We start from the raw sequence: 19,710 nt of genomic DNA, 5'->3' as shown, positions 1-19,710 counted from the left end.
CGGCGGCACCGAGGTCGGCCCCGGTGACGACACGGGACGCACGTATCCGTTCTGTAGACCCCATCCTCGCGTGGTCGGTACCGCGCGCGGGGCTCTCCCTCCCCCCCGCGCGCGTCGTCTCCGACCCTGCCTCGCATGCTCCCGCCGTGTAGCTTGAGGATCTCCGCGGGCTCCGGCTTGAGGAGATCGAGATCGCCAGTGCGACAGGAGGCTTCTTTCGAAAAAGAGATGGCCGCACACGATGGGGTGACGGACGGCCCACCACCGCAGTATCCAGCAGGCGAGAGAGACCGGGATGCGAGCGGTCCCCTCCAGTAAAAATTCTCAGGAGAGTACGGTGTCCGAGAGGGCCTATCCGCCGCCCGGCGGCGCCCCGGCCCCAGCTTCGCGCGGCCGCCGCCGGTAGAGCAGCCGGCCCACCGGCAGCCCATCGGCGATGGCGTGGTGCTCGCGCGGGCTCCTCGCGCCGTACGGGTTCTCGCCGAGGTGCGGCGAGCCGGGCGCGTCGCCCGCCGGCTCGAACGCCGGGTGCGCGCCGATCTGCTCGGCGTAGAGCGCGGCGCGCTCCTCGACGTCGGTCTGCACGAAGAGCTCGCCGCCGTCCACCAGCAGGCGCGCGATGCTGTCGAGCAACGCCGGGCCCATCACGAGGCGCTTCTCGTGGCGCTTCTTCCACCACGGATCCGGAAAGTGCAGGTAAAAGCGCGCGATCGACGCGTCAGGCCGGAGCCGCGCGAGCGCCTCGCGCGCGTCGGCGTTCAGCGCCCGCACGCGGCCGCCCAGCCCGACCTTCCTCAGGCGCTCGTCGACGATCGCCGACCACTTCAGGCGGATCTCCAGCCCGAGCAGCCGCGCCTCGGGGCTCGCCGCCGCGCGCTCGAACAGGAAGCCGCCGCGGCCGGGGCCGATCTCGATCTCGACGGGGCCGGTGCCCGGGAGCAGCTCGTCGATGGAAACGTCGTCCCCGTCGGGGAAGCGGGGCGCGTCGGCGTAGGGGTGGTTCGGGCGCGGCTGGAAGACCATGGAGCCCCGGCGCTCTACCAAATGACGGCCGCGCACGCGCGGGAAATCGAGGCCCTCCGGGCGGGGCGCGGTGGTATTCGTCGGGCCCCATGGCGGCGCCCCAAGCCCCCTCCCCGCTGCGCGCCCTCGCCGCGCGCGCCCTCCCCTACGCGCCCGCGCTCGCGGCGAGCGGCGCGCTCGGCGCGGTGTGCATCCGGGCGGTCCTCGAGCAGGCGGGGCGCCCGGCCCTGCCGCTCGACGATGCGTTCATCCACATGCAGTACGCCCGGCGGCTCGCCGAGGGCGGCTTCTTCAGCTTCGTCGCCGGCGACGGGTACTCGACCGGCGCCACGAGCCTGCTCTGGCCCGTGCTGCTCGCCCCCTTCCACGCGCTCGGCCTGCGGGATCTCTCGCTCGTCTATGCGATCTGGGCGCTCGGGCTCGTGTTCCACGCCGCCCTCGCCGTCGAGACCGCGCGCCTCGCGCGCCCCCTGGCCGGCCCCGCGGCGGCCGCCGGCGCCGGCGCGATGTGCGCCGGGTTCGCGGCGTTCGCCTGGTTCGCCTGGAGCGGCATGGAGACGGTCGCCTTCGCCTGGATCCTCACCCGCACCGCCCGCCTGGCCGCCGCCCTCTGCGAGCCGGATCCGCCGGAGCCCGCCGCGGACGGCGCACAGCCCGCGCCGCCCTCCGGCCCCGCCGTGCCGCCTCCCGGCTCCGCCGCCCGCGCCCTCGCGCTCGCCGGCTTCGCGGCGCCCCTGCTCCGCCCCGAAGGCGCCCTCGCCTCCCTGATCGCCGCGCTCGCGCTCGCCGTCGCGGCGGCGCGCCGCCCCCCTCCCGCCCCTCCCGCCGCCCCCCTCCCGCCGCCCTCCCATGGCCGCCGCGCCCTCCGCCTCCTCGACGGGCGCCTCCTCGTCCTCGCGCCGCTCCTCGGCCCGCTCGTCGTCCCCGCCTTGAACCAGCTGTTCGCGGGCCACTCGACCTCGTCGACGACCACCGTCAAGTGGCTGCTCGGCAACCCCAACTACGACGGACCGACGCTCCGGGCCGCCGTCCTCAAGAACGTCCGGCTGCTCGTGACCGACGTGATCGACGGCGGCCGGTGGACCACCGTCTTCCTCCCCGAGGGCTCCGCCGTCGTCATCGCCCTCGGCGCCGTCGCGCTCGCCGTGGCGGCGCACCGGCGGGGCCGGCCCGTCCACGCCGCGGTCGTGGCCGTCCTCGCGCTCGGCGCGCTGCTGCCCTGCACGTACCTGAGCTTCCTCTGGAATCGCGTGCGCTACGTCTGGCCCTTCGCCCCGGCGTGGATCGTCATGGCCGCGTGCCTCGCGCGCGAGCTCGGCGACGCCGCCCAGCGCCTCCGGCCCTCGCTCCACCACGTCACGCCCCTCGTCGCCGGCGCGTTTGCCGGCGCCCTGGCCGCGCGGCTCCCGTGGGCCATCGACGACCTCGCCAACTCGGCGCGCGCCATCGATCGGCAGCAGGTCTGGCTCGGCCGCTGGGCCGCGCTCCACCTGCCCTCGGACGCCAGGATCGGCGTCAACGACACCGGCGCGCTCGCCTACCTCGGCGGCCGCAGCACCTTCGACGTCGTCGGCCTGACGACCGAGGGCGAGGCGCGCTACTGGGTGGCGGGCGCCGGCTCCAGGTTCGAGCACTACGAGACGCTGCCCCCGGAGCGCCGGCCGACGCACTTCATCGTCTACCCGCACTGGATGGCCTGCGCGCCGGTGCTCGGCCGCGAGCTCATCGACGCCACCGTCGAGGATCAGTCCATCCTCGGCGGCACCACGATGGTCGCCTACGAGGCGCGCTGGGACCTCCTCGGCTCCGGGGCGCTGCCGGTGCGGTCCGTGCCCGGCGAGAAGATCCTCGACGAGCTCGACGTCTCGGACCTCGAGTCCGAGTCGGCGCATGCCTACGAGCTCGAGCCGCTCGCCGACCAGCGCAACGTGGCGCTCTCGCTCGCCGCCCCCGAGAGCGACGCGCCCGGAGAGCTCGACCCCACCCGCGCCGAGATCGCCGACGGCGGCCGGTACCACCGGACCGCCGACCGCTTCGTCGCCCACCTCGCCGCGCCCCCCACCGAGGCGCGCCTCGTGCTCCGGGTCGCCTCGGACGACGGCGCCGAGCTCGCGGTCTCCGTGGCAGGCGAGGAGGCCGGGACCGTCGATGTGCCGGCCGGAGCCTGGGTCGAGCGCGCGCTCCCCCTCCCCGCCGCGCGCCTCTCCGGGCCGACCCCGATCGCGATAACCCTGCGGCGTGGCTCCGGATTCCACGCCTTTCATTACTGGGTCGCCGGGCGCTGACACGCCGTTGACGGATCCGCGCGTTCGTGTAGCATCCTGGACGTTCGCACAACATAGCAAGACAGCGCGCAAACCACGGTAACCGTCGTGGGGGAAATACCGGGCAGCGCGCGCTCCCTACACCCACGCACCGCCGCGCGCAGCAGGTCGCCGGCGGTCCAGGCGACCTTCAGAGGACATCAGGCGACCGGCACGCAGGCTCGCCCGAGACCCTCCCTGCGCGCTCTTGCCCGGTGTTCGAACGATGGGGGGATTCTATGCGAAGGTCGGCTCTGCTCCTCTGCTCGCTCCTCGCTCCGATGGGGGTGACCGGCGCCTCGCGGGCGCAGGAGCCCGCGCGCGGGGCGCCGGCCGGAGGCGATGCCGGCGGTGAGGGGCGGTTCCTCTCACTCGATCTCGAGGAGCTGCTCAGCGTGAAGGTCTCCTCGGCCGGCTTCTTCGAGACCGAGAGCAAGTCGTCGACAGGGCAGGCGCGCCTCTACGACGCGCGCACGCTGAAGCTCTATGGCGTCCGCTCGCTCGACGACCTCCTGCAGGCCCACCAGCCCGGCGTCGTGATCGGCGAGCACGAGCGCACCTCGCGCCTCATCGGCGTGCGCGGGGTGCTCATCGACAACAACGCCAAGACGCTCGTGATGCACGACGGCGTGAACACGAACATGCGCGCCCATTTCGGCGCCATCGGGAGCACGCTGGCCGTGCCGCTCACCGGGGACATCGAGAAGGTGGAGGTGATCCTCGGCCCCGGCGCCATCGTCCACGGCTCCGGCGCGATCAGCGGCTTCGTCAACGTCCTCAGGCCCACGGGGATCACCCGCCCGGGGCTCTGGGGCAAGGCGTCCTATGCCTCCGGCGACACGCGCACCCTGGAGGCCAGCTATGGCGGCCTGCTCAGCGAGAAGCACAACGCCGATTACTTCCTCTACTTCGGAACCGCCGGCAACGAGGGGGAGAAGCCCGCGGCCCCCCGGCCGGACACGGCGGAGGTCTACGGCGGCGCCTACGCCGGCGTCACGACGTCTCCCTTCCTGCACCACACGCGCGTCAACGCCCTCGGAGAGCCGAGCTACAAGGGCTTCGGCCGCTTCCGCTACGGCTCCGAGCGCAGCCTCGTCAGCGTCGATCTGCGGCTCGACTACGCGCAGACATCGATCATGAGCAACGTCCCGAACCGGACGAGGACCGTCGACCAGATCATCGCCCAGTGGGCCGACAGCAACACCGGCCATGTGCGGCAGCGGAGCCTCGCTGTCACGCCGGAGCTCCACGTCCGCCTGTCCGAGGAGCACAGGGTCGAGCTGATCCCGACCTTCTCGACCTTCGAGACCACCCTCGTCCCGGCCGACTGGGTCATCCACGAGGTGGAGAAGGTCTCCGGACCGGGCTCCGGCGAAGGGGTCGTGTCGACCGGGGGCCTCGGCGAGGAGCACAGCGACGTCAAGCTCGTCTACAAGACCACGGCGATCCGGAACACCCAGCTCGCCCTCGGCGCCTCGGCGAGCCACAAGCGCTTCGACGGTCACAGGTCCCGATGGGGGCGGATCCACGGCGCCGCCTACGAGTCGCCGGAGCGCTTCTCGTGGACCGAGCTCGCCGCCTTCGCCGAGAGCACCGCCACCTTCCGCGATCTCACGGTCTCCGCAGGCCTGCGCTTCGATCACGCGCGCTTCGGCGAGCTGGTCCTGAGGAACGGCTCCCGCGAGGTCGCGCCGGTGGTCAGCCCCTCCTACCGGGTCGCGGCCGCCTATGCGATCAGCGACACGCAGAACGTCAAGCTGTCTTACCAGAAGGGGTTCCGCTTCCCGGACGCCGCCTACTTCAACTGGCTCGAGCAGTTCAACGCCGCCTTCGAGGACGAGCCGATGGCGCCGCTGCCCGCGCTGAAGCCGGAGTCCTCCCACCTCGTGGAGCTCGACTACCTCGTGGGCCTGCTCGACGAGCGCCTCGTCCTCGACGTCGCCGTCTTCTACGAGCGCTACAGGGACACCCTGGGCTGGGTGTCGTGGGACCTCGTGCGGCCGGACGACTTCAAGGAGCACGTGGTCAATAACCCGAGACACCCCTCCAGCGGAGGCTGGTGGGGCAGCTTCGCGAACAGCACCACCGACGTCCACGCCCTCGGCGGCGAGCTCGGCGTGCTCGGAGAGCTCGGCGGCGGGTTCGCGGGGGACGTGTGGTACAGCGTGACGAGGCCGTTCGGCGCGCAGAGCCCCATCCACATCCTGACCAGCTGGGACGCCGAGGCCTGGGCCAACTACCCCATCCACCTCGTCAAAGCTCACCTGAGCTACAGCGCCAGCCGGTTCACGGCGGGCCTCGCGGCGACCTTCCGGACTGGCATGAACAGCCACGGCACCCGGGACGCGCCCGCCCGCGACACGGACGACCTGCCGCCGAGAGACAGGCTGTACGCGCGCTCGGCGTTCAACCTCGACGCGGCGGTCTCCTTCTCGCCGCTGGAGCACGTCTGGGTCTCGGTGTTCGGCAAGAACCTCACCTTCAACAATGTTCCTCCTCCGACCTACGACGCGCGCCGGTTGATCCTCGCCGCCGGCCGCCCCCACGTCGGCGCCTCTGTCGAGGTCGCTCACTGACGCCGCCTCGCCCTCGTGATGAACCGGAGAACACCTTGTCCGAAGCGCTCAATCAGGTTCACGAGCTGCTCGACCTGCGCGACGACGCCCCGGACAAAGGGCCGCGCGAGAGGGCCGTCCTCGACCTCCTGCTCTTCGAGCTCGGCGCGGTGACCTTCGCCCTGAGGGCGCAGCAGGTCGAAGAGGTGATCGCGTGGCGCACGCCCCTGCCGCTGCCGCGCACCGATCCGCGGGTGATGGGCATCCTCCAGGACCGGGGGAGGATCATCGTGATCGTATCGGCCCCGCTCGCCAAGCCGGCGGCCGCGCCGCTCCGCATCGTCGTCTGCCGCACACAGCGCGGCTACCTGGGGTTGCCCGCGGGCAAGACGCGGTGTGTGGCCGCGGTCAAGGTGTTCGGCGAGCTCGTGCCGAAAGCTGTGGTCGACACGAGCGAGGGGGTAGTAACCTTTCTGGACGTGGTCCATCTGCTCGACGCTTCCGAGGGCGCGCCGCAGCCGTCCGTCGCGCCGCGCGGCGATCCGGCCGCCGGGTCGAGTCGATGAGCGAGCCGAGCTCCCGGTCGCCCCCGACGAAGCCCAGGCTGCCGAGCGATCCGGTCGATGAGGCGGGGACCTCGGTGAGCGCGTCCTCGCCGTCGAGCGTGCCGGCGAACCCGCCCGTGCTCGTCATCGACGACAGCGAGATCGCCCGAGAAGAGGTGTGCCGCGTGCTGGGCGCGGCCGGCTTCCAGGTGATCGCGCTCCCCTCCCCCATCGGGGCGACGCAGGCCATCGTGCGGCACCAGGCGCGCATCGTCGTCCTCGACGTCTTCATGCCCACCATCCGCGGGGACCGGCTGCTCACCCTGTTCCGGAAGAACCAGCGGCTCGGGCACCTCAGCGTCATCCTGATGTCCGGGCACTCCGAGAAGGAGCTCGAGCAGCTGCAAATGGAGGTCCAGGCGGACGCGGTCCTCTCGAAGAGCCACCTCGATCGCCTGCCGGCCCTCGTCCGGCGGCTCGCCGGCAAGGAGCGCTGACGTGGGGGCCGTGGTCGCCATGCTGCACGCCGGGCTGCGATGCGCGTTTCCAGCGCAGCAGGTGCTCCTCGCCGAGGGCGGCCCCGCGCCAGAGCGCGGCGCCTGTCTCTGGGGCAGCGCCGACCCGGGGAACGCTGGCCCGCATCGCGCGGCGCGCGCGGCGCCCGAGCCGGCGACGCGGAGCGTGCGCCTGTCGACCGGCGGCGGCGCCCAGGCGATCGCCTGCGCGTTCCCCAGGCTCGTGGAGGTCGACCGGGAGCACGTGTGGCCGCTGCCGGAGCTCCTCGCGGAGCTCCTGGCCATGCCCCACGTCGTCGGGCTCGCCGAGATCGACGGCGCGCTGCACTGGGTGATCGACGCCCGCCGCCTCCCCGACGCCGGCGCCTGATGCGGCGCCCATCGAGGACCCGTCCGAGGTCGTTCAAGGCTGACCCGAGAAACATGGTGTCTCCGAGCTCTTCGATTCGAATGCTGATGGCCCTCCTGCTCGTCACCACCGCGAGCGCCGAGGGCCGCTCCGCCGCGTCCGTCCCGTACGAGCTGCGAGGCGCCATCCTCCTGCGCTCGATCGGCTACGAGCGCGGGTTCGCGAGCCGGAAGGGCCCGGCCGTGCTCGCCGTCGTCGGCGGGGAGTCGGGCGAGAGCGCGGAGGACGCGAACGCGATGGCGGCCGTGCTCTCGAAGCTGGCCGCGAAGACGACCGTGGCCAGCCGGCCGGCGAGCGTCCTGCGCGTGACGTACAGCGGAAGGGCCCAGCTGCAGGAGGCGCTGCGCGCCGGCGGCGCCGAGGTGGTCTATGTGGCGCGCGGGCTGGCCGCGGCCATCCCGGACGTCCCGTCCCGCGAGGGCGCCGTGGTCCGCATCGTCGTATGCGGCGACGGCGACGACACGAAGCGCGGCTGCGCCGTGGCCGTGGGGCTGGCCGGCGCCAAGCCCGAGCTCCTGCTGAACGTGAAGCACGCCAACGCCATCGGCCTCCGCTTCGACCCGCAGTTCCTCCGGCTCGCCCGCATCGTCGACTGACGCCCTCGCGACGTCGGCCGCCCGACACGGCGCGTCTCTCTCACGGTTCACGACTCACGGTTCACCACGCACGATCTCTCCTCCAGCGTCCCTCACCGATCCTCCCTCAGCCACCATGTTCAACTTTCGCTCCATCCGCTGGAAGATCGCCGCCCTCGTCGCGTCGGTGGCCATCGTGCTGTCGGCGCTCGATCTGTGGCTGATCCCCGACCGCACGGCGCGGGCGAGCGAGGCCGAGCTGCGCGAGCGCGCCGGGATCCTCGCCACGATGCTGAAGGAGCCCATCGGCGTGGCCATGGACCTCGAGCAGCCGCCGGAGACCTTCCCGGACACCCTGCGGGCCGCGATGACGGATCCCCTGGTGAGCTGGGTGTCCGTCTACGACGCCAAGGGAGAGCGCATCGCCGCGATCGGCACGGTGCAGGCGCCCGCGAGCGCGCAGGGCGCGCAGGGCGAGGGCGACGCCAGCGTCGTCGTCAGCGAGGCCCCGATCCGCTCGCGGAACGGCGATCGCCAGCTCGGGACGCTCGCCGTGGGGCTGCGCAGCGACCGGATCGCCCAGCGCCGCGCCGACTCGCGCCGGACCATCGCCCTCCAGTCGGCGGGGATCATGCTGCTCGGCCTGGGCCTGGCGTGGGTCATCTCGGCGCGCATGACGCGCTCGATGGCGCACATCAAGGAGGCGGCGGACCGCATCGCCCGCGGCGACGTCTCGGCGCGGCTGTCGCTCAGGATCTCCGACGACGAGCTCGGCGACATGGCCAGCGCGTTCGAGCGGATGAACACCCAGCTGCGCGAGCTCCAGGAGACGGCTGCGCGGGTCGCGGGCGGCGATTTCACCTGCAAGATCACCGGCGACGGGGAGCTGTTCGCCGCGTTCCGGGCCATGGTGGCGAGCCTCCAGGAGCTCGCCACGCGCATCGGCAACACCTCGTCGGAGGTCGCCTCGGCCGCCGCCGGGATGTTCTCGTCGGTGCGCGAGCAGGAGACGACCGCCAACCAGCAGAACGCGGCGCTCGAGGAGATCCGGAGGACCGTGGAGGCCCTGACCGGCAGCGCGGATCACATCGCGAAGGACGCGACGACCGTGCACGAGATGGCGCAGCGGAGCCTCGTCAGCGTCCAGCACACCGCGGAGCAGACGCGCCTCGTCAGCTCCCACTCGGACCGCATCGGCGAGATCCTGTCGCTGATCCAGAGCATCGCCGACAAGTCGGACCTGCTCGCGCTGAACGCCGCGCTCGAGGGCACGAAGGCCGGCGAGGTGGGGCGCGGGTTCTCGCTCGTGGCCGCCGAGATGCGCCGCCTGTCCGAGCACGTGATGGACTCGGTGCGCGACATCCGCAAGCTCGTGGCGGACATGCACGCGGCCTCCCACGCGTCCGTGCTCGCGACCGAGGACGGCATCAAGCTGGCCCGCGACACGGCCGCGGCCGCCGCGAAGATCTCGGACGCCGTGGACCACCAGCGCGAGGGGACGGCGCAGGTGAAGACCGCGATCGTCGATATCGTCGGCGCGGTGAACGACACGCTGACGAGCAGCGCGGACGCGACGCGCTCGGCCGAGTCGCTGCTCCAGCTGTCGCACGCGCTCAAGGCGACGGCGAGGGCCTTCCGGGTCAAGGCGGCCGGTGCGAAGCGCGAGAAGCCGGCCATCGCAGAGGCGGACGCGGATGAGGAGCCGGGCTGACCTCGTCGCCACGTTCCACCGGGCCATGCCGGACCGCGTGGCCCAGGCGACGGACCTCTGGCTCGGCTACGAGCAGGGCCAGAGCGGCAACCTGCCGGTCCTGCGCCGGCTCCTGCACACGCTGAAGGGCGAGGCGCACATGCTGGAGCTCGCCGCGTGCGGCGACCTCGCCGAGCTGGCCGAGACCGTCATCGACGCGGTGCGGGGCGGCGGGCGCCCCACGCAGCTCACCGGCGACAGCGTCCTCGGCGCGCTGGAGGCGCTCGGGCTCCTGTCGGCGAGCGCCGGCGAGGAGGCCGCGCCGGACCTCGACGTCGTGAAGGAGACCCTCCGCGCGGCACACGCGGAGCTCACGAGCGGGCGCTCGCCCACCGGGGTACCCGCGGCCCCCATGACCGAGAGCGCCCTGCCGCCGCGGCTGGACCCGGCCGCGCCGCCGGACCAGGCCGCCCGGCCCGCGGTCCTCGACGCGGAGGCGGTCGGGGCGCGCTTGCACGAGCTGCAGCGGCTCCACGGCGAGCGGGAGGTCCTCCAGCGGAGGCTCCGCGAGGCCCAGCGCATGCTCCGCGCGCTGCTCGTGGAGATCGACCCCCGGGGGGCGGCGGCGGACCGGGTCGCCGAGCGCATCACGAAGACGCTCGGCTACGGCGCGGAGATCGAGCGCCTGCTCGGCGCCGTGCGGGCGGACTGGTCGAGCAACGAGTTCGCGTCCGGGCGCGCGCTCGGCGAGCTCGACGAGGTGGTCCGCGCGGCGTCGGTGGTGCGCACCGAGCGCCTCCTGAACCAGGTGTCGCTCGCCGCCCGGAGCGCGGCGCGCATGCTGGGCAAGGACGTCGAGGCGCGGGTCGAGGGGACGGGGCTCCTCGACGCGGCGGTGGAGCGCCGCCTGGAGCCGGCGCTCCTGCACCTCGTGCGCAACGCCGTCGATCACGGCATCGAGCCGGCGGACGTCCGCGCCCGCCGCGGCAAGCCCGCGCGCGGGACGGTGGCGGTGACCGTGGTCCAGACCGACGCCGCCGTGCGGGTCGAGGTGAAGGACGACGGCGGCGGGGTCGACTTCGCGCGCCTGCGCGAGGTGCTCGCGGAGGCGGGCGTCGCCGACCCCGCCGCCGCGTCCCTCGACGACGCCGCGCTGATCCCGTACCTGTTCGCGCACGGGCTCACGACGAGCCGCAGCGTCGGCGCGATCTCGGGCCGGGGCGTCGGGCTCGACGTCGTGGCCCGGGAGATCGGCGCGCTGGGCGGGCAGGTCCGGGTCGACTCGAGGCCCGGGCACGGGACGACGATCTTGCTCGTGGTGCCGAAGAACCTCCATGGCGAGGAGGTGGTCCCCGTCTCCTGCGGGCGGTTCCGGTGCGCGGTGCCGACGCACGCCGTGCACTCGGTGATGCTGCTCGACGAGCTGCTGCACACCTCGGACGGGCCGCGCGTGCGCCTGACCAGCGGCCCGAGCGCGGAGCTCGTGCCGGTCTACGCGCTCGGGGCGGTGCTCGGCGACGGGGGCCCGCCCGAGCCGGGGGACGCGGCGCTCGTGCTGCACCACGCCGCGGGCCTGTTCGCGGTGAGCGTGGACGGCTACGAGAACCCGCGGCTCTGCGCCCTCGTGCGGTCGGAGGAGCTGCCGTGGAGCTCGCCGCTCGTGCGCGGCGTGGCGCCGACGGCGGACGGCGAGGCGATGCTGCTCCTCGACGTCGAGCGGGTGTTCGCGTGCGCGCGGCAGGCGCCCCGGGAGGCGCCCTTCGCCGCGGCCCCCGAGCCGAAGCGCGAGCCGCTCGCGCTCGTCGTGGAGGACGCCCCTGTCGCGCGGGAGCTGCTCTGCGGCATCCTGCGGGCGCTCGGCCTGCGCGTGGAGGAGGCGAGCGACGGGCGGGAGGGGCTCGCGCGGGCGCGGGCGACGCCGCCGGACGTGGTGCTGACCGACATCGAGATGCCGTACATGAACGGCCTCGAGATGGTGGCGGAGCTCCGGCGCACGCCCGCGCTCGCCCGGGTGCCGGTCGTGGTGCTGACCACGCAGACGACCGCGACGCACGCGCAGAACGTCGCCGCGCTGCGCGGGCTCGGCGTGCGGGCGGTGCTGTCGAAGCAGCGGTTCGTCGAGGAGGAGCTGCGCCGGATCATCGCGGAGAGCCTCGGAGGCGCGTGACCACGCGGGTCGTGATCGCCGACGACTCGGACATCGCCGCGGCCCTGCTCGAGGCGATCCTGGAGGAGGACGCGGGGATCCGCGTTGTGGGCCGGGCGCGGACCGGGGCCGAGCTCCTGTCCTTGCCGGCGGTCGCGATCGCCGACGTGGTGCTCGTGGATCTGCTCATGCCCGAGCTCGACGGCCTGTCCGTGATCCGGCCCCTCGCCGCCCGCGCCGGCGTGATCGTGGTCAGCTCGCTCCCGCGCGGCTCGGCGGCGGTCCGCGAGGCGCTGGCGCAGGGCGCAGGCGCCACCGTCGAGAAGCGCGAGCTCGCCGGCGCCCCGGCCCGGGCGCGGCTGCGCGCCGCGGTGCTGCGCGCGGCCCGGCGGCCGGCGGCGGCGCGGGGCGGGCGGGTGATCCTTGTCGCGGGCTCGACCGGGGCGATCCCCGCGCTGGAGGCGCTGGCGCGGGGGCTCGGGCCCCTCGATGTGCCGGTGCTGATCGTGCAGCACCTGCCGGATCGGCGGGAGCGGGACCTCTCGCGGGCGCTCCGCGGGCTGGGCGCGCGGGCGCGGCCGGCGCGGGCCGGGGACGCGCTCTCGCCGGGGTTCCTGCTCGCGCCGTCGGGGTTTCACATGGCCATCGACGCGCGCGAGCGGATCCAGCTGACGGGCGACCTGCCCGTGAGCGGCCACAGGCCCTCGGCGGAGGTCCTGTTCGCGTCGGCGGTGCCGCTCGCCCGGCGGGTCGCCGCGCTCGTGCTGTCGGGCCTCGGCGACGACGGCGTCCGCGCGCTGCCGGGGCTCTCGGACGGCGGGGGCCTCTGCTTCGCGCAGGAGCCCTCGGAGTGCAGCGCGCCGGGCATGCCGCGGGCGGCGCTGCTCTCGTCGCCGCGCGTGCGGCCGATCCGCGTCGTGGATTTCGTCGCGCTCGCGCGGAGGTGGGTGCTCGGTGAAGGATGATCGCTCGCTGGAGCGCGCCCTCGCGCGCGTCCTGTCGCCGCGGCTGGGCCACGTGCCCTCGCGGTGGCCCGAGACGCTCTACCTGCACGTCCGGGAGCGCGCTCAGCGGGCCGGGCAGGGCGAGGCGGAGTACGTCGAGCGCGTGGGCCAGGCCGGGGAGGCGGCCCTGCTCGCGATGCTGCTCGACGCCGCGACGATCGGGCACACGGCGGCTTACCGGCACCCGGAGCAGTTCGACCGCCTGCAGCGCGCGCTGGCTGGCCTCGCGGCGAGGCGGCCGGGCCCGCTGCGCATCTGGTGCGCCGGCTGCTCGACGGGCGAGGAGGCGTACAGCGCCGCCCAGAGCGCGCAGGCGGCGGGGGTGGACGCGGCGGTGCTGGGCACCGACGTCAACCCGGTCGCGATCGCCGTGGCGCGGAGCGGCCTCTTGCCGCAGCGGCGGTCGGTGGGCGCGCCCTTGCCGGCGGCGTGGGCCGAGCGGGTGCCCGAGGCGCTGCGGCGGCGCGTGCGCTTCGAGGTGGCGTCGCTGACCGACGCGCAGCCGGCGCTCGGGGCGGGGCCGTTCGACGTCATCTTCTGCCGCAACGTCCTCATCTATTTCGATCGCGAGCAGGTGCCGCGCCTGCTCGGTCGGCTCGCCGCGGAGCTCGTTCCTGACGGCCACGTCATCCTCTCGCCGGCGGAGGGCATCTTGCCGCTGCCCCCGGAGCTCCGGCGGGGTCCTGCGCCGGGCTGGCTGCGGCTGCCGGAGGGCGATGTCGGGCCGGAGCCGGCGAGCCCGAGGGCGCCCGTCGCGCAGGTCGAGGAGGCGAGCGGGCCTGTCTCGGCGCGAGGGGGCACGGCGGTCGCGCAGCCGCCCGGCGCCGCGGTCGCGCAGCCGCCCGGCGCCGCGGTCGCGCAGCCGCCCGGCGCCGCGGTCGCGCAGCCGCCCGGCGCCGCGGTCGCGCAGGATCGACGCGCGGAGGCGGCGGCCAGGCTGCTGAGCGCCGGGCGCGCCGCGGAGGCCGAGCAGGTGCTGTCGGCGCTGCTCAACGCGGATCCGGAGCACCTGGAGGGGTGGTTCTTGCTCGGGGAGGCGCTGCTGGCGCGGGGCGAGCGGGCGCAGGCGCGGGCGGCGTTCCAGCGGGTGCTCCGCTGCTCGGCCGCCGGCGCCCGCAACGTCGACCCGGACGCGCTGCGGCGCGCGGCGGTGCGCCGGGCGGAGGCGCTGCGCGACCCTCGCTGAATCGCTGACGACGCGGGAGACGTTGCGCGCCGGGCCCCCCCGCGGCCGTCACTTCACGTCGCGCGGCCCGCCCGGCAGCGCGATGGAGATCTCGACCCGCTCCGCGGGCAGCTTCGTCTCTCCGAGCGCGGCGCCGGCGGGGTCGTGCTCGGCGTGACCGACCGCGGACAGCCGGGCTCCTGGCACCGCGCACGCCTCCTGGAGCGCCTGCGCGACGCTCGCCGCCCGGGCCGCGGAGAGCGCCCACGGCGTCGGATAGTCGCGCTGCAGGACGGGCGGCACGAGGTCCGGAGAACCGCTGACCGCGCCGACGCGGATCGGCGCCGGGCCGACCGCCGCGACGGAGCTCGCGACTTGGCACAAGAGGGCTCGGCCCTGCGGACTCACGTCGACTTTGTACGGAAGGAACACCGCGGTCTCCGGGAGCACGACGAACGCCTGTCCGTCCGCGACGGCGAGCGCCGCGACCCCCTTCTTGATCTGCTTGTCGAGCTTCGCTGCGAGCTCGGTCTTGAGCTGCTCGACCCGCTCCAGGCCCGATTTCTTCGCGTCCTCGGTCTGCTGCCGCTCCGCTTCGAGCTTCTCGACCTGCGCCGTCTTTGCCTGGAGCTCTCCGCGCACCTGGCTCAGCGTCTGTTCGAGGTCTTTGCCCTTCTCGTTCGACTTTCGCTGCTCCTCGAGCAGGAGCACGTGAGCGCGGCGAAGCGGAACGTAATATGCCGCCACGAACGTCGCGCTCGCGACGAGGAGGAGCGCCGGCACCAGCCGGACCCAGCGCCGGAAGCCGGAGGCTCCAGCGCTGTTGCTGGCCGCGACTGCCTCATTCGCTGTGCTCATGAATGTCTCCATGCTCCGCCCCCATCGGCGGCGAGAATACCGACATGGCGAGGATCCTGCCAGCGCCACGGATCGCACCTCATTCATTGCAAAAATCCGCACCGTCTCGAAAGCGCGCCCTGCCTCATGTCGGTGTGTACAGGTGCGCTCGTGCCGTGGCATCCTCGTGCGCGCAAGGGAGGACTTTGTATGAAACCGCCGCCCCTTCCGGCCAGGCGCCCAGCGCCGCCCGTTCCCGCCAGGCGCCCAGCGCCGCCCGTTCCTGTGACCGATGATCGCGAGACGCTCTGGCACGTCGCGGTCACGCCGGACGACATCAAGGTGCTCACGTTGGAGAAGCTCGACGATCTGTTTCGGCTCGACCTCATCGACGAGACGACGAAGATATGGCGGCCCGGGATGGCCGCCTGGCAGCCGCTCGGCGTCGTGGCGGGCATCGACGCGGCTCCGGCCGAGTCGGCGCGGGTCCAGGGTCCGCCGAGCGCGTCGCGTCGGGACCCGCCGCGCCCGCCGCCCCCGGCCGTTCCTGCGTCGCGGAACATGGAGTCGGATCATCCGACGCCGGTGGTGTCGAGCCTGCCGTCCACGATGCCGCTCGCGGGCACGATGACGCTCGAGGCGCTGGACAGCTCGCCGCAGCACCTCGTGACGCGGACCGAGGTGCAGGCGCCGCCGGCGGCGATGCTCGCGGCGTCTCGGCCCACCGCGCCGCCGGGGGTGCCGGAGCTGCGGGCGCCGGATCTACGGGCGCCGATGTTGCTGCAGCGCGACGTGACCGAGGTGACCGCCGCGGCGCCTCGCGCGCGCGACACGGGCCGGGCGCAGCGCCTGATGCTCGCGCTGTCGGTCGTGGCGGGGCTGACGGTGACGCTCTACCGCAATGACGTCCTCCTCGACGCCGCGCGCTCCGCGGGGCGCGAGGGTGTGTATCAGCAGATCGAGACGGCGCTCGGCGGCCCCGGGTTCGGGACCCCGCGCTCGATCGAAAAGCTCGGCGTCTCCTCGGCGCCGGCGCCCGCCAAGTAAGCACGCCGCGCTCCGGCATCCCCGCGGGGCTGCGCGACACGCCACGTCGCGACGTTCACCCGTCCTGAGACAGCGATCCGGACAGGAAGACCGCCAGGGCGCCAAGCACGCCAGCAGGCCCCAGAAGGGTTCTCTTCTCGGGCTCCTTGGCAACTCGGCAGCTCATGACGCCGTAAGTCAACCTTGATGGTGCAGGCGAGCTCTGCGCTTGCTATAGTAAAGACCTTACTCTGACCGGGGGACGACTTACCGGACGCGATGCGGTCCCCGGTTTCACGCCGAGGCTTGCCCAGCACGTCCGCCGCGCCCTGACGCGGCTGGATTCGATCAGCACCGTCACTTGAAAAGAAACAGTGAGGTAGTTGTATGTCGCTATTTATCGCACGCGGCCCAGCTGTTTTCCTGATTCAAGTTGGTTTGCTCACCACGGCTTCGTGGACGCTCGCCGGATGCGGCCACGCGGATCTCCCGGACGATCCGCTCGAATCGCACGGCCAGGCCATCGTCTCCGGGGATCCTGGCGATGACGAGGAGGACTGCGCGGATGAGGAAGCGTCGTTCGTTTCGCGCGAGATCACACGGGATCTCTCGTTTCCGATGCGGATCGTCTGGGGACCGGATGGCTATCTCTGGTTGACCGAGCGCGTCGGAAAGCGCGTCGTGCGCGTGAGGCCGGAGGACGGCGCGCGGACGACCGCGATCACCCTCTCGGAGGTGTTCCAGTCGGGTGGCCAGGACGGGCTGCTGGCCCTGGCCCTGCACCCGGATCTGCTGAAGGGCAAGGGGAAGGATTACGTGTATGTCTCCTTCACCTATGACGTCGATCCAGGTCCAGCGGTGGACCGCAGGACGAAGATCCGCCGCTACACGTACGACCCGGCGACCGAGACCCTCGGGAGCCCCTTCGACGTCATCACGGGCCTGCCGGGGAGCGACGATCACAACTCCGCGCGGCTCCTGTTCGGCCCCGATCGGAAGCTCTATTACACGGTGGGGGATCAGGGGAACAACCAGTTCGCCAGGAAGTGCCTCCCGATCCGCGCGCAGGCGCTGCCCACGGCGGCCGAGGTCGCGGCGCAGGACTGGTCGACGTACGTCGGCAAGGTCCTGCGATTGAACGTCGACGGCTCGATCCCGCACGACAACCCGTGGATCGGCGGGGTCCGCAGCCATGTCTATTCGTACGGCCACCGCAACCCGCAGGGCCTCACGTTCGGCCGCGATGGCAAGCTCTATGCGAACGAGCATGGGCCGAAGAGCGACGACGAGCTGAACCTCATCAAGCCCGGCAAGAACTACGGCTGGCCCCACGTCGCGGGCTATCGGGACGACCAGGCCTACACGTACGACAACTGGTCGGCCTCGAGCCCGGCGTCCTGCGAGTCGCTCGCGTGGAACGACTACGTGCCCCCTCCCTCCGTCCCGCGGCAGCTGGAGAGCGCCTTCAGCCACCCGTATTTCAAGGAGCCGCTCCTCACCTTCTTCACCGTCGACAACGACTACGACTTCTTCGACCCGGCGTGCGGGTTCCTCCAGTACATCTGCTGGCCGACGATCGCGCCCTCCTCGCTCCACTACTACCCCTCCGGGCACGGCATCCCCGGGTGGGGGAACACTCTCCTGATGACGGCCCTCAAGAAGGGCGCGCTGTACCAGGTGAAGCTGAGCGCGAACGGGAAATCCGTGGTCGGCGAGCCCGTCGTCCACTTCCAGAGCACCAACCGCTACCGCGATCTCGCGATGAGCCCGGACCGCAAGACACTCTACATCATCACGGACACCGCCGGGAACGCGAGCTCACCGAACGGCGGCGCCACGACGGCCCTGGAGAACCCGGGAGCGATCCTCGAGTTCAAGTACACGGGATCGCACTGAGCCAGCCGGCTCGGGGCTCGCCTCGTCCAGAGGCGCGAAGTCCCCCAAGCCGAGCTCAGCGACCTTGCGACGTGGTCGGCGCAGGCCACGTGCACCTGGTAGGAGCCGCGGAGTACGGCGTCGAAGAGCATCGAGCCGTCGGCCTCGATGACAGCGCTCTCGATCCTGCCCTGCGACGAGCTCAGCAGGCCGACGGTGCCGCGCTCGCAGGGCGCGCCGTCCGGCGCGAGCTCCACGCGGCCCGCGACGACACGCGCGCGGACCCACCGTCTTGGCCCACGGTCTCTCCATGACGCTTCCTCCGGCGCGCTCGCGAAGGGCGCCAGCGTAGGGCACGGGACGCGTTCGAAAGACGAGAAGCACGTCGGCGGCGGGGAGCGCCCGCGTTCCGTCCCCAATGCGCGTGCGCGTGTTCGGTGCTCGTCTTCGACAAGGGGGCTACCCGTCCCGCAGATCGGGGCCTCGCCGGCGATCAGGGTACCTGTCGCGCCCGCGTTCGTGCTCTCATAAAAGGAAGCCAAGAAAGGTCAGGTGCTACGAGATGCGTGTGTCGTCTTCCTTGACCGTGAGACACCTGCTCCTGCTCCTGTCCGCGCTCGCCGGAGCCGCCTGCGGAGCCGATTCGCCGCCAGTGGAAGAAGAAGATCTCTCGTCGTCGACCTCGTCCGGCGGGGATGGCGGCACCGCGGGCGCCGGCGGGCTGGGCGGCGGCGGGGATGCCAGCGGCGGGGGAGGCGCCGGTGGTGAGGGCGATGGGGGTGGCACCGGCGGCGCTGGCGGCACCGGCGGTGGGGGTGGCTCAGGCGGGGATAGCCCCGGTGGGGGCGGCGCCGGTGGCGACGGCGGCTCCGGTGGCCAGGGCGGCTCCGGCGGCCAGGGCGGCTCCGGTGGCCGAGGCGGCGACGGCGGCTTCGGTGGCAACGGCGGCACTGGCGGCGACGGCGGCTTCGGCGGCCAGGGCGGCTTCGGTGGCGACGGCGGCTTCGGCGGCCAGGGCGGCTTCGGCGGCGATGGCGGCTCCGGCGGCGGCGGCTCCGGCGGCGACGGCGGCTCCGGCGGCGGCGAGGAGACGCCCCCCGTGCGCGTCCGGCTCATGGCCGCGAACCTCACGAGCGGCACGCGTCAGAGCTACGACCCCGGCCACGGACAGCGCATCATCCAGGGGGTCGGACCGGATATCGTCCTGCTCCAGGAGCTCAACTACGGCGACAACGGCGCGGACGCGCTCCGCGCCTTCGTGGACGCCACGTTCGACAGCACCTTCAGCTACTACCGCGAAGAAGGCGCGCAGATCCCGAACGGGATCGTGAGCCGCTATCCGATCCTCGAGGCCGGCGAGTGGGAGGACAGCTCGGCGCCCAACCGGGACTTCGCCTGGGCCCGCATCGACATCCCCGGCCCGATCGACCTCTGGGCCGTCAGCGTCCACTTCCTGACCGCCGGCTCGAGCCAGCGCCAGGCCGAGGCGCGGCAGCTCGTCGCGAGCATCCGCGAGAGCCTGCCCGAGGGCGATTACCTGGTCATCGGCGGCGACTTCAACACCGACAACCGGAGCGAGCCGTGCATCTCGACCCTGTCGGAGGTCGTCGTCACGTCCGGCCCCTACCCCGCCGACAGGAACGGCGACACGGACACCAACGCCGGCAGGAGCAGGCCGTACGACTGGGTGCTCGTCGACGGCGACCTGGACGCGCACGAGACCGCCGTCGTGATCGGCGAGAGCAGCTTCGCCAGCGGCCTCGTGGCGGACACCCGCGTCTACGCGCCGATCGAGGAGCTCAGCCCCGCCCTCGCGGACGACAGCGGCGCCAGCCAGATGCAGCACATGGGGGTCGTGCGCGACTTCCTGATCCCCGTGGACACGACGACTCCCGTCGATCCGACGCCGGACGCAGCCGCCGTGATCCTCGACGAGATCCTCGCGAACGAGCCGGGCAGCGAGGAGTTCTTCGCGCTGCACACCGCGCTCTCCGCGATCGACTGCTCGCCCGGCACGCGCGTGGACGGGTCGCCGTTCTGAT

General features: G+C 73.0%; 15 protein-coding genes. 13 read left to right on the top strand and 2 right to left on the bottom strand.

The genetic code is table 11. The features are described from left to right. Positions 1 to 351 precede the first annotated feature (351 nt). Positions 352 to 1,023: a tRNA (guanine(46)-N(7))-methyltransferase TrmB gene (gene trmB / locus WMF17_RS04895; protein ID WP_437600774.1), complete on the bottom strand. Its 672-nt coding sequence runs from the start codon at positions 1,021 to 1,023 to the stop codon at positions 352 to 354. Positions 1,024 to 1,112: 89 nt separating this feature from the next. Between trmB and WMF17_RS04890 the strand changes: the two genes are divergently transcribed. The 10 genes from WMF17_RS04890 (at position 1,113) to WMF17_RS04845 (ending at position 13,951) form a co-directional block, all read left to right on the top strand. Continuing rightward, complete coding sequence (locus WMF17_RS04890) at positions 1,113 to 3,308, top strand: hypothetical protein (RefSeq protein WP_437648409.1); 2,196 nt, start codon at positions 1,113 to 1,115, stop codon at positions 3,306 to 3,308. A 257-nt stretch (positions 3,309 to 3,565) separates the two neighbouring features. Next, positions 3,566 to 5,902 carry a TonB-dependent receptor plug domain-containing protein gene (locus WMF17_RS04885; protein ID WP_437648407.1) on the top strand — a complete coding sequence of 779 codons (2,337 nt, stop codon included), beginning with the start codon at positions 3,566 to 3,568 and terminating at the stop codon, positions 5,900 to 5,902. 35 nt (positions 5,903 to 5,937) lie between these two features. Further along, positions 5,938 to 6,447, top strand: a complete 510-nt coding sequence (locus WMF17_RS04880; RefSeq protein ID WP_437600771.1) for a chemotaxis protein CheW — start codon at positions 5,938 to 5,940, stop codon at positions 6,445 to 6,447. After that, on the top strand, positions 6,444 to 6,923 hold the full coding sequence (locus tag WMF17_RS04875; protein WP_437648405.1) for a response regulator: 480 nt from the start codon (positions 6,444 to 6,446) through the stop codon (positions 6,921 to 6,923). The genes WMF17_RS04880 and WMF17_RS04875 overlap by 4 nt, the downstream gene beginning before the upstream one ends. A gap of 1 nt (position 6,924) precedes the next feature. Then, the gene (locus WMF17_RS04870) at positions 6,925 to 7,311 is read left to right on the top strand and encodes a hypothetical protein (RefSeq protein ID WP_437648403.1); all 387 of its coding nucleotides are present in this window, start codon (positions 6,925 to 6,927) and stop codon (positions 7,309 to 7,311) included. A gap of 80 nt (positions 7,312 to 7,391) precedes the next feature. After that, complete coding sequence (locus WMF17_RS04865) at positions 7,392 to 7,946, top strand: YfiR family protein (protein WP_437600768.1); 555 nt, start codon at positions 7,392 to 7,394, stop codon at positions 7,944 to 7,946. A gap of 115 nt (positions 7,947 to 8,061) precedes the next feature. Further along, complete coding sequence (locus WMF17_RS04860; protein WP_437648401.1) at positions 8,062 to 9,636, top strand: methyl-accepting chemotaxis protein; 1,575 nt, start codon at positions 8,062 to 8,064, stop codon at positions 9,634 to 9,636. Then, positions 9,620 to 11,782, top strand: a complete 2,163-nt coding sequence (locus WMF17_RS04855; protein WP_437648399.1) for a hybrid sensor histidine kinase/response regulator — start codon at positions 9,620 to 9,622, stop codon at positions 11,780 to 11,782. The genes WMF17_RS04860 and WMF17_RS04855 overlap by 17 nt, the downstream gene beginning before the upstream one ends. Then, positions 11,779 to 12,726, top strand: a complete 948-nt coding sequence (locus WMF17_RS04850; RefSeq protein WP_437600765.1) for a chemotaxis protein CheB — start codon at positions 11,779 to 11,781, stop codon at positions 12,724 to 12,726. The genes WMF17_RS04855 and WMF17_RS04850 overlap by 4 nt, the downstream gene beginning before the upstream one ends. Further along, a complete protein-coding gene (locus WMF17_RS04845) occupies positions 12,716 to 13,951 on the top strand; it encodes a CheR family methyltransferase (protein WP_437648398.1) in 1,236 nt (411 codons plus the stop codon). Before WMF17_RS04850 ends, WMF17_RS04845 begins: the two co-directional genes overlap by 11 nt. Before the next feature lie 48 nt (positions 13,952 to 13,999). On the opposite strand, the gene WMF17_RS04840 is transcribed toward WMF17_RS04845, so the two are convergent. Continuing rightward, on the bottom strand, positions 14,000 to 14,788 hold the full coding sequence (locus WMF17_RS04840; protein ID WP_437600763.1) for a hypothetical protein: 789 nt from the start codon (positions 14,786 to 14,788) through the stop codon (positions 14,000 to 14,002). Positions 14,789 to 15,052: 264 nt separating this feature from the next. On the opposite strand from WMF17_RS04840, the gene WMF17_RS04835 reads away from it, so the two are divergent. The 3 genes from WMF17_RS04835 to WMF17_RS04825 all read left to right on the top strand — a co-directional run bounded on the left by WMF17_RS04835 (position 15,053) and on the right by WMF17_RS04825 (position 19,709). Continuing rightward, on the top strand, positions 15,053 to 15,814 hold the full coding sequence (locus tag WMF17_RS04835) for a DUF4339 domain-containing protein (protein WP_437648396.1): 762 nt from the start codon (positions 15,053 to 15,055) through the stop codon (positions 15,812 to 15,814). 417 nt (positions 15,815 to 16,231) lie between these two features. Next, entirely contained in the window at positions 16,232 to 17,689 is a 1,458-nt protein-coding gene (locus tag WMF17_RS04830; protein ID WP_437600761.1) for a glucose/sorbosone family PQQ-dependent dehydrogenase, read from the top strand. A gap of 547 nt (positions 17,690 to 18,236) precedes the next feature. Continuing rightward, on the top strand, positions 18,237 to 19,709 hold the full coding sequence (locus WMF17_RS04825) for an endonuclease/exonuclease/phosphatase family protein (RefSeq protein WP_437648394.1): 1,473 nt from the start codon (positions 18,237 to 18,239) through the stop codon (positions 19,707 to 19,709). Position 19,710: the final 1 nt, after the last annotated feature.

It is taken from the genome of Sorangium sp. So ce362 (genome assembly GCF_051519845.1).
In the GTDB taxonomy this organism is placed as follows: Bacteria; Myxococcota_A; Polyangia; order Polyangiales; family Polyangiaceae; genus Sorangium.
Note: the sequence above shows the minus strand (reverse complement) of the source record. Positions and strands in the feature narration are given on the sequence as shown.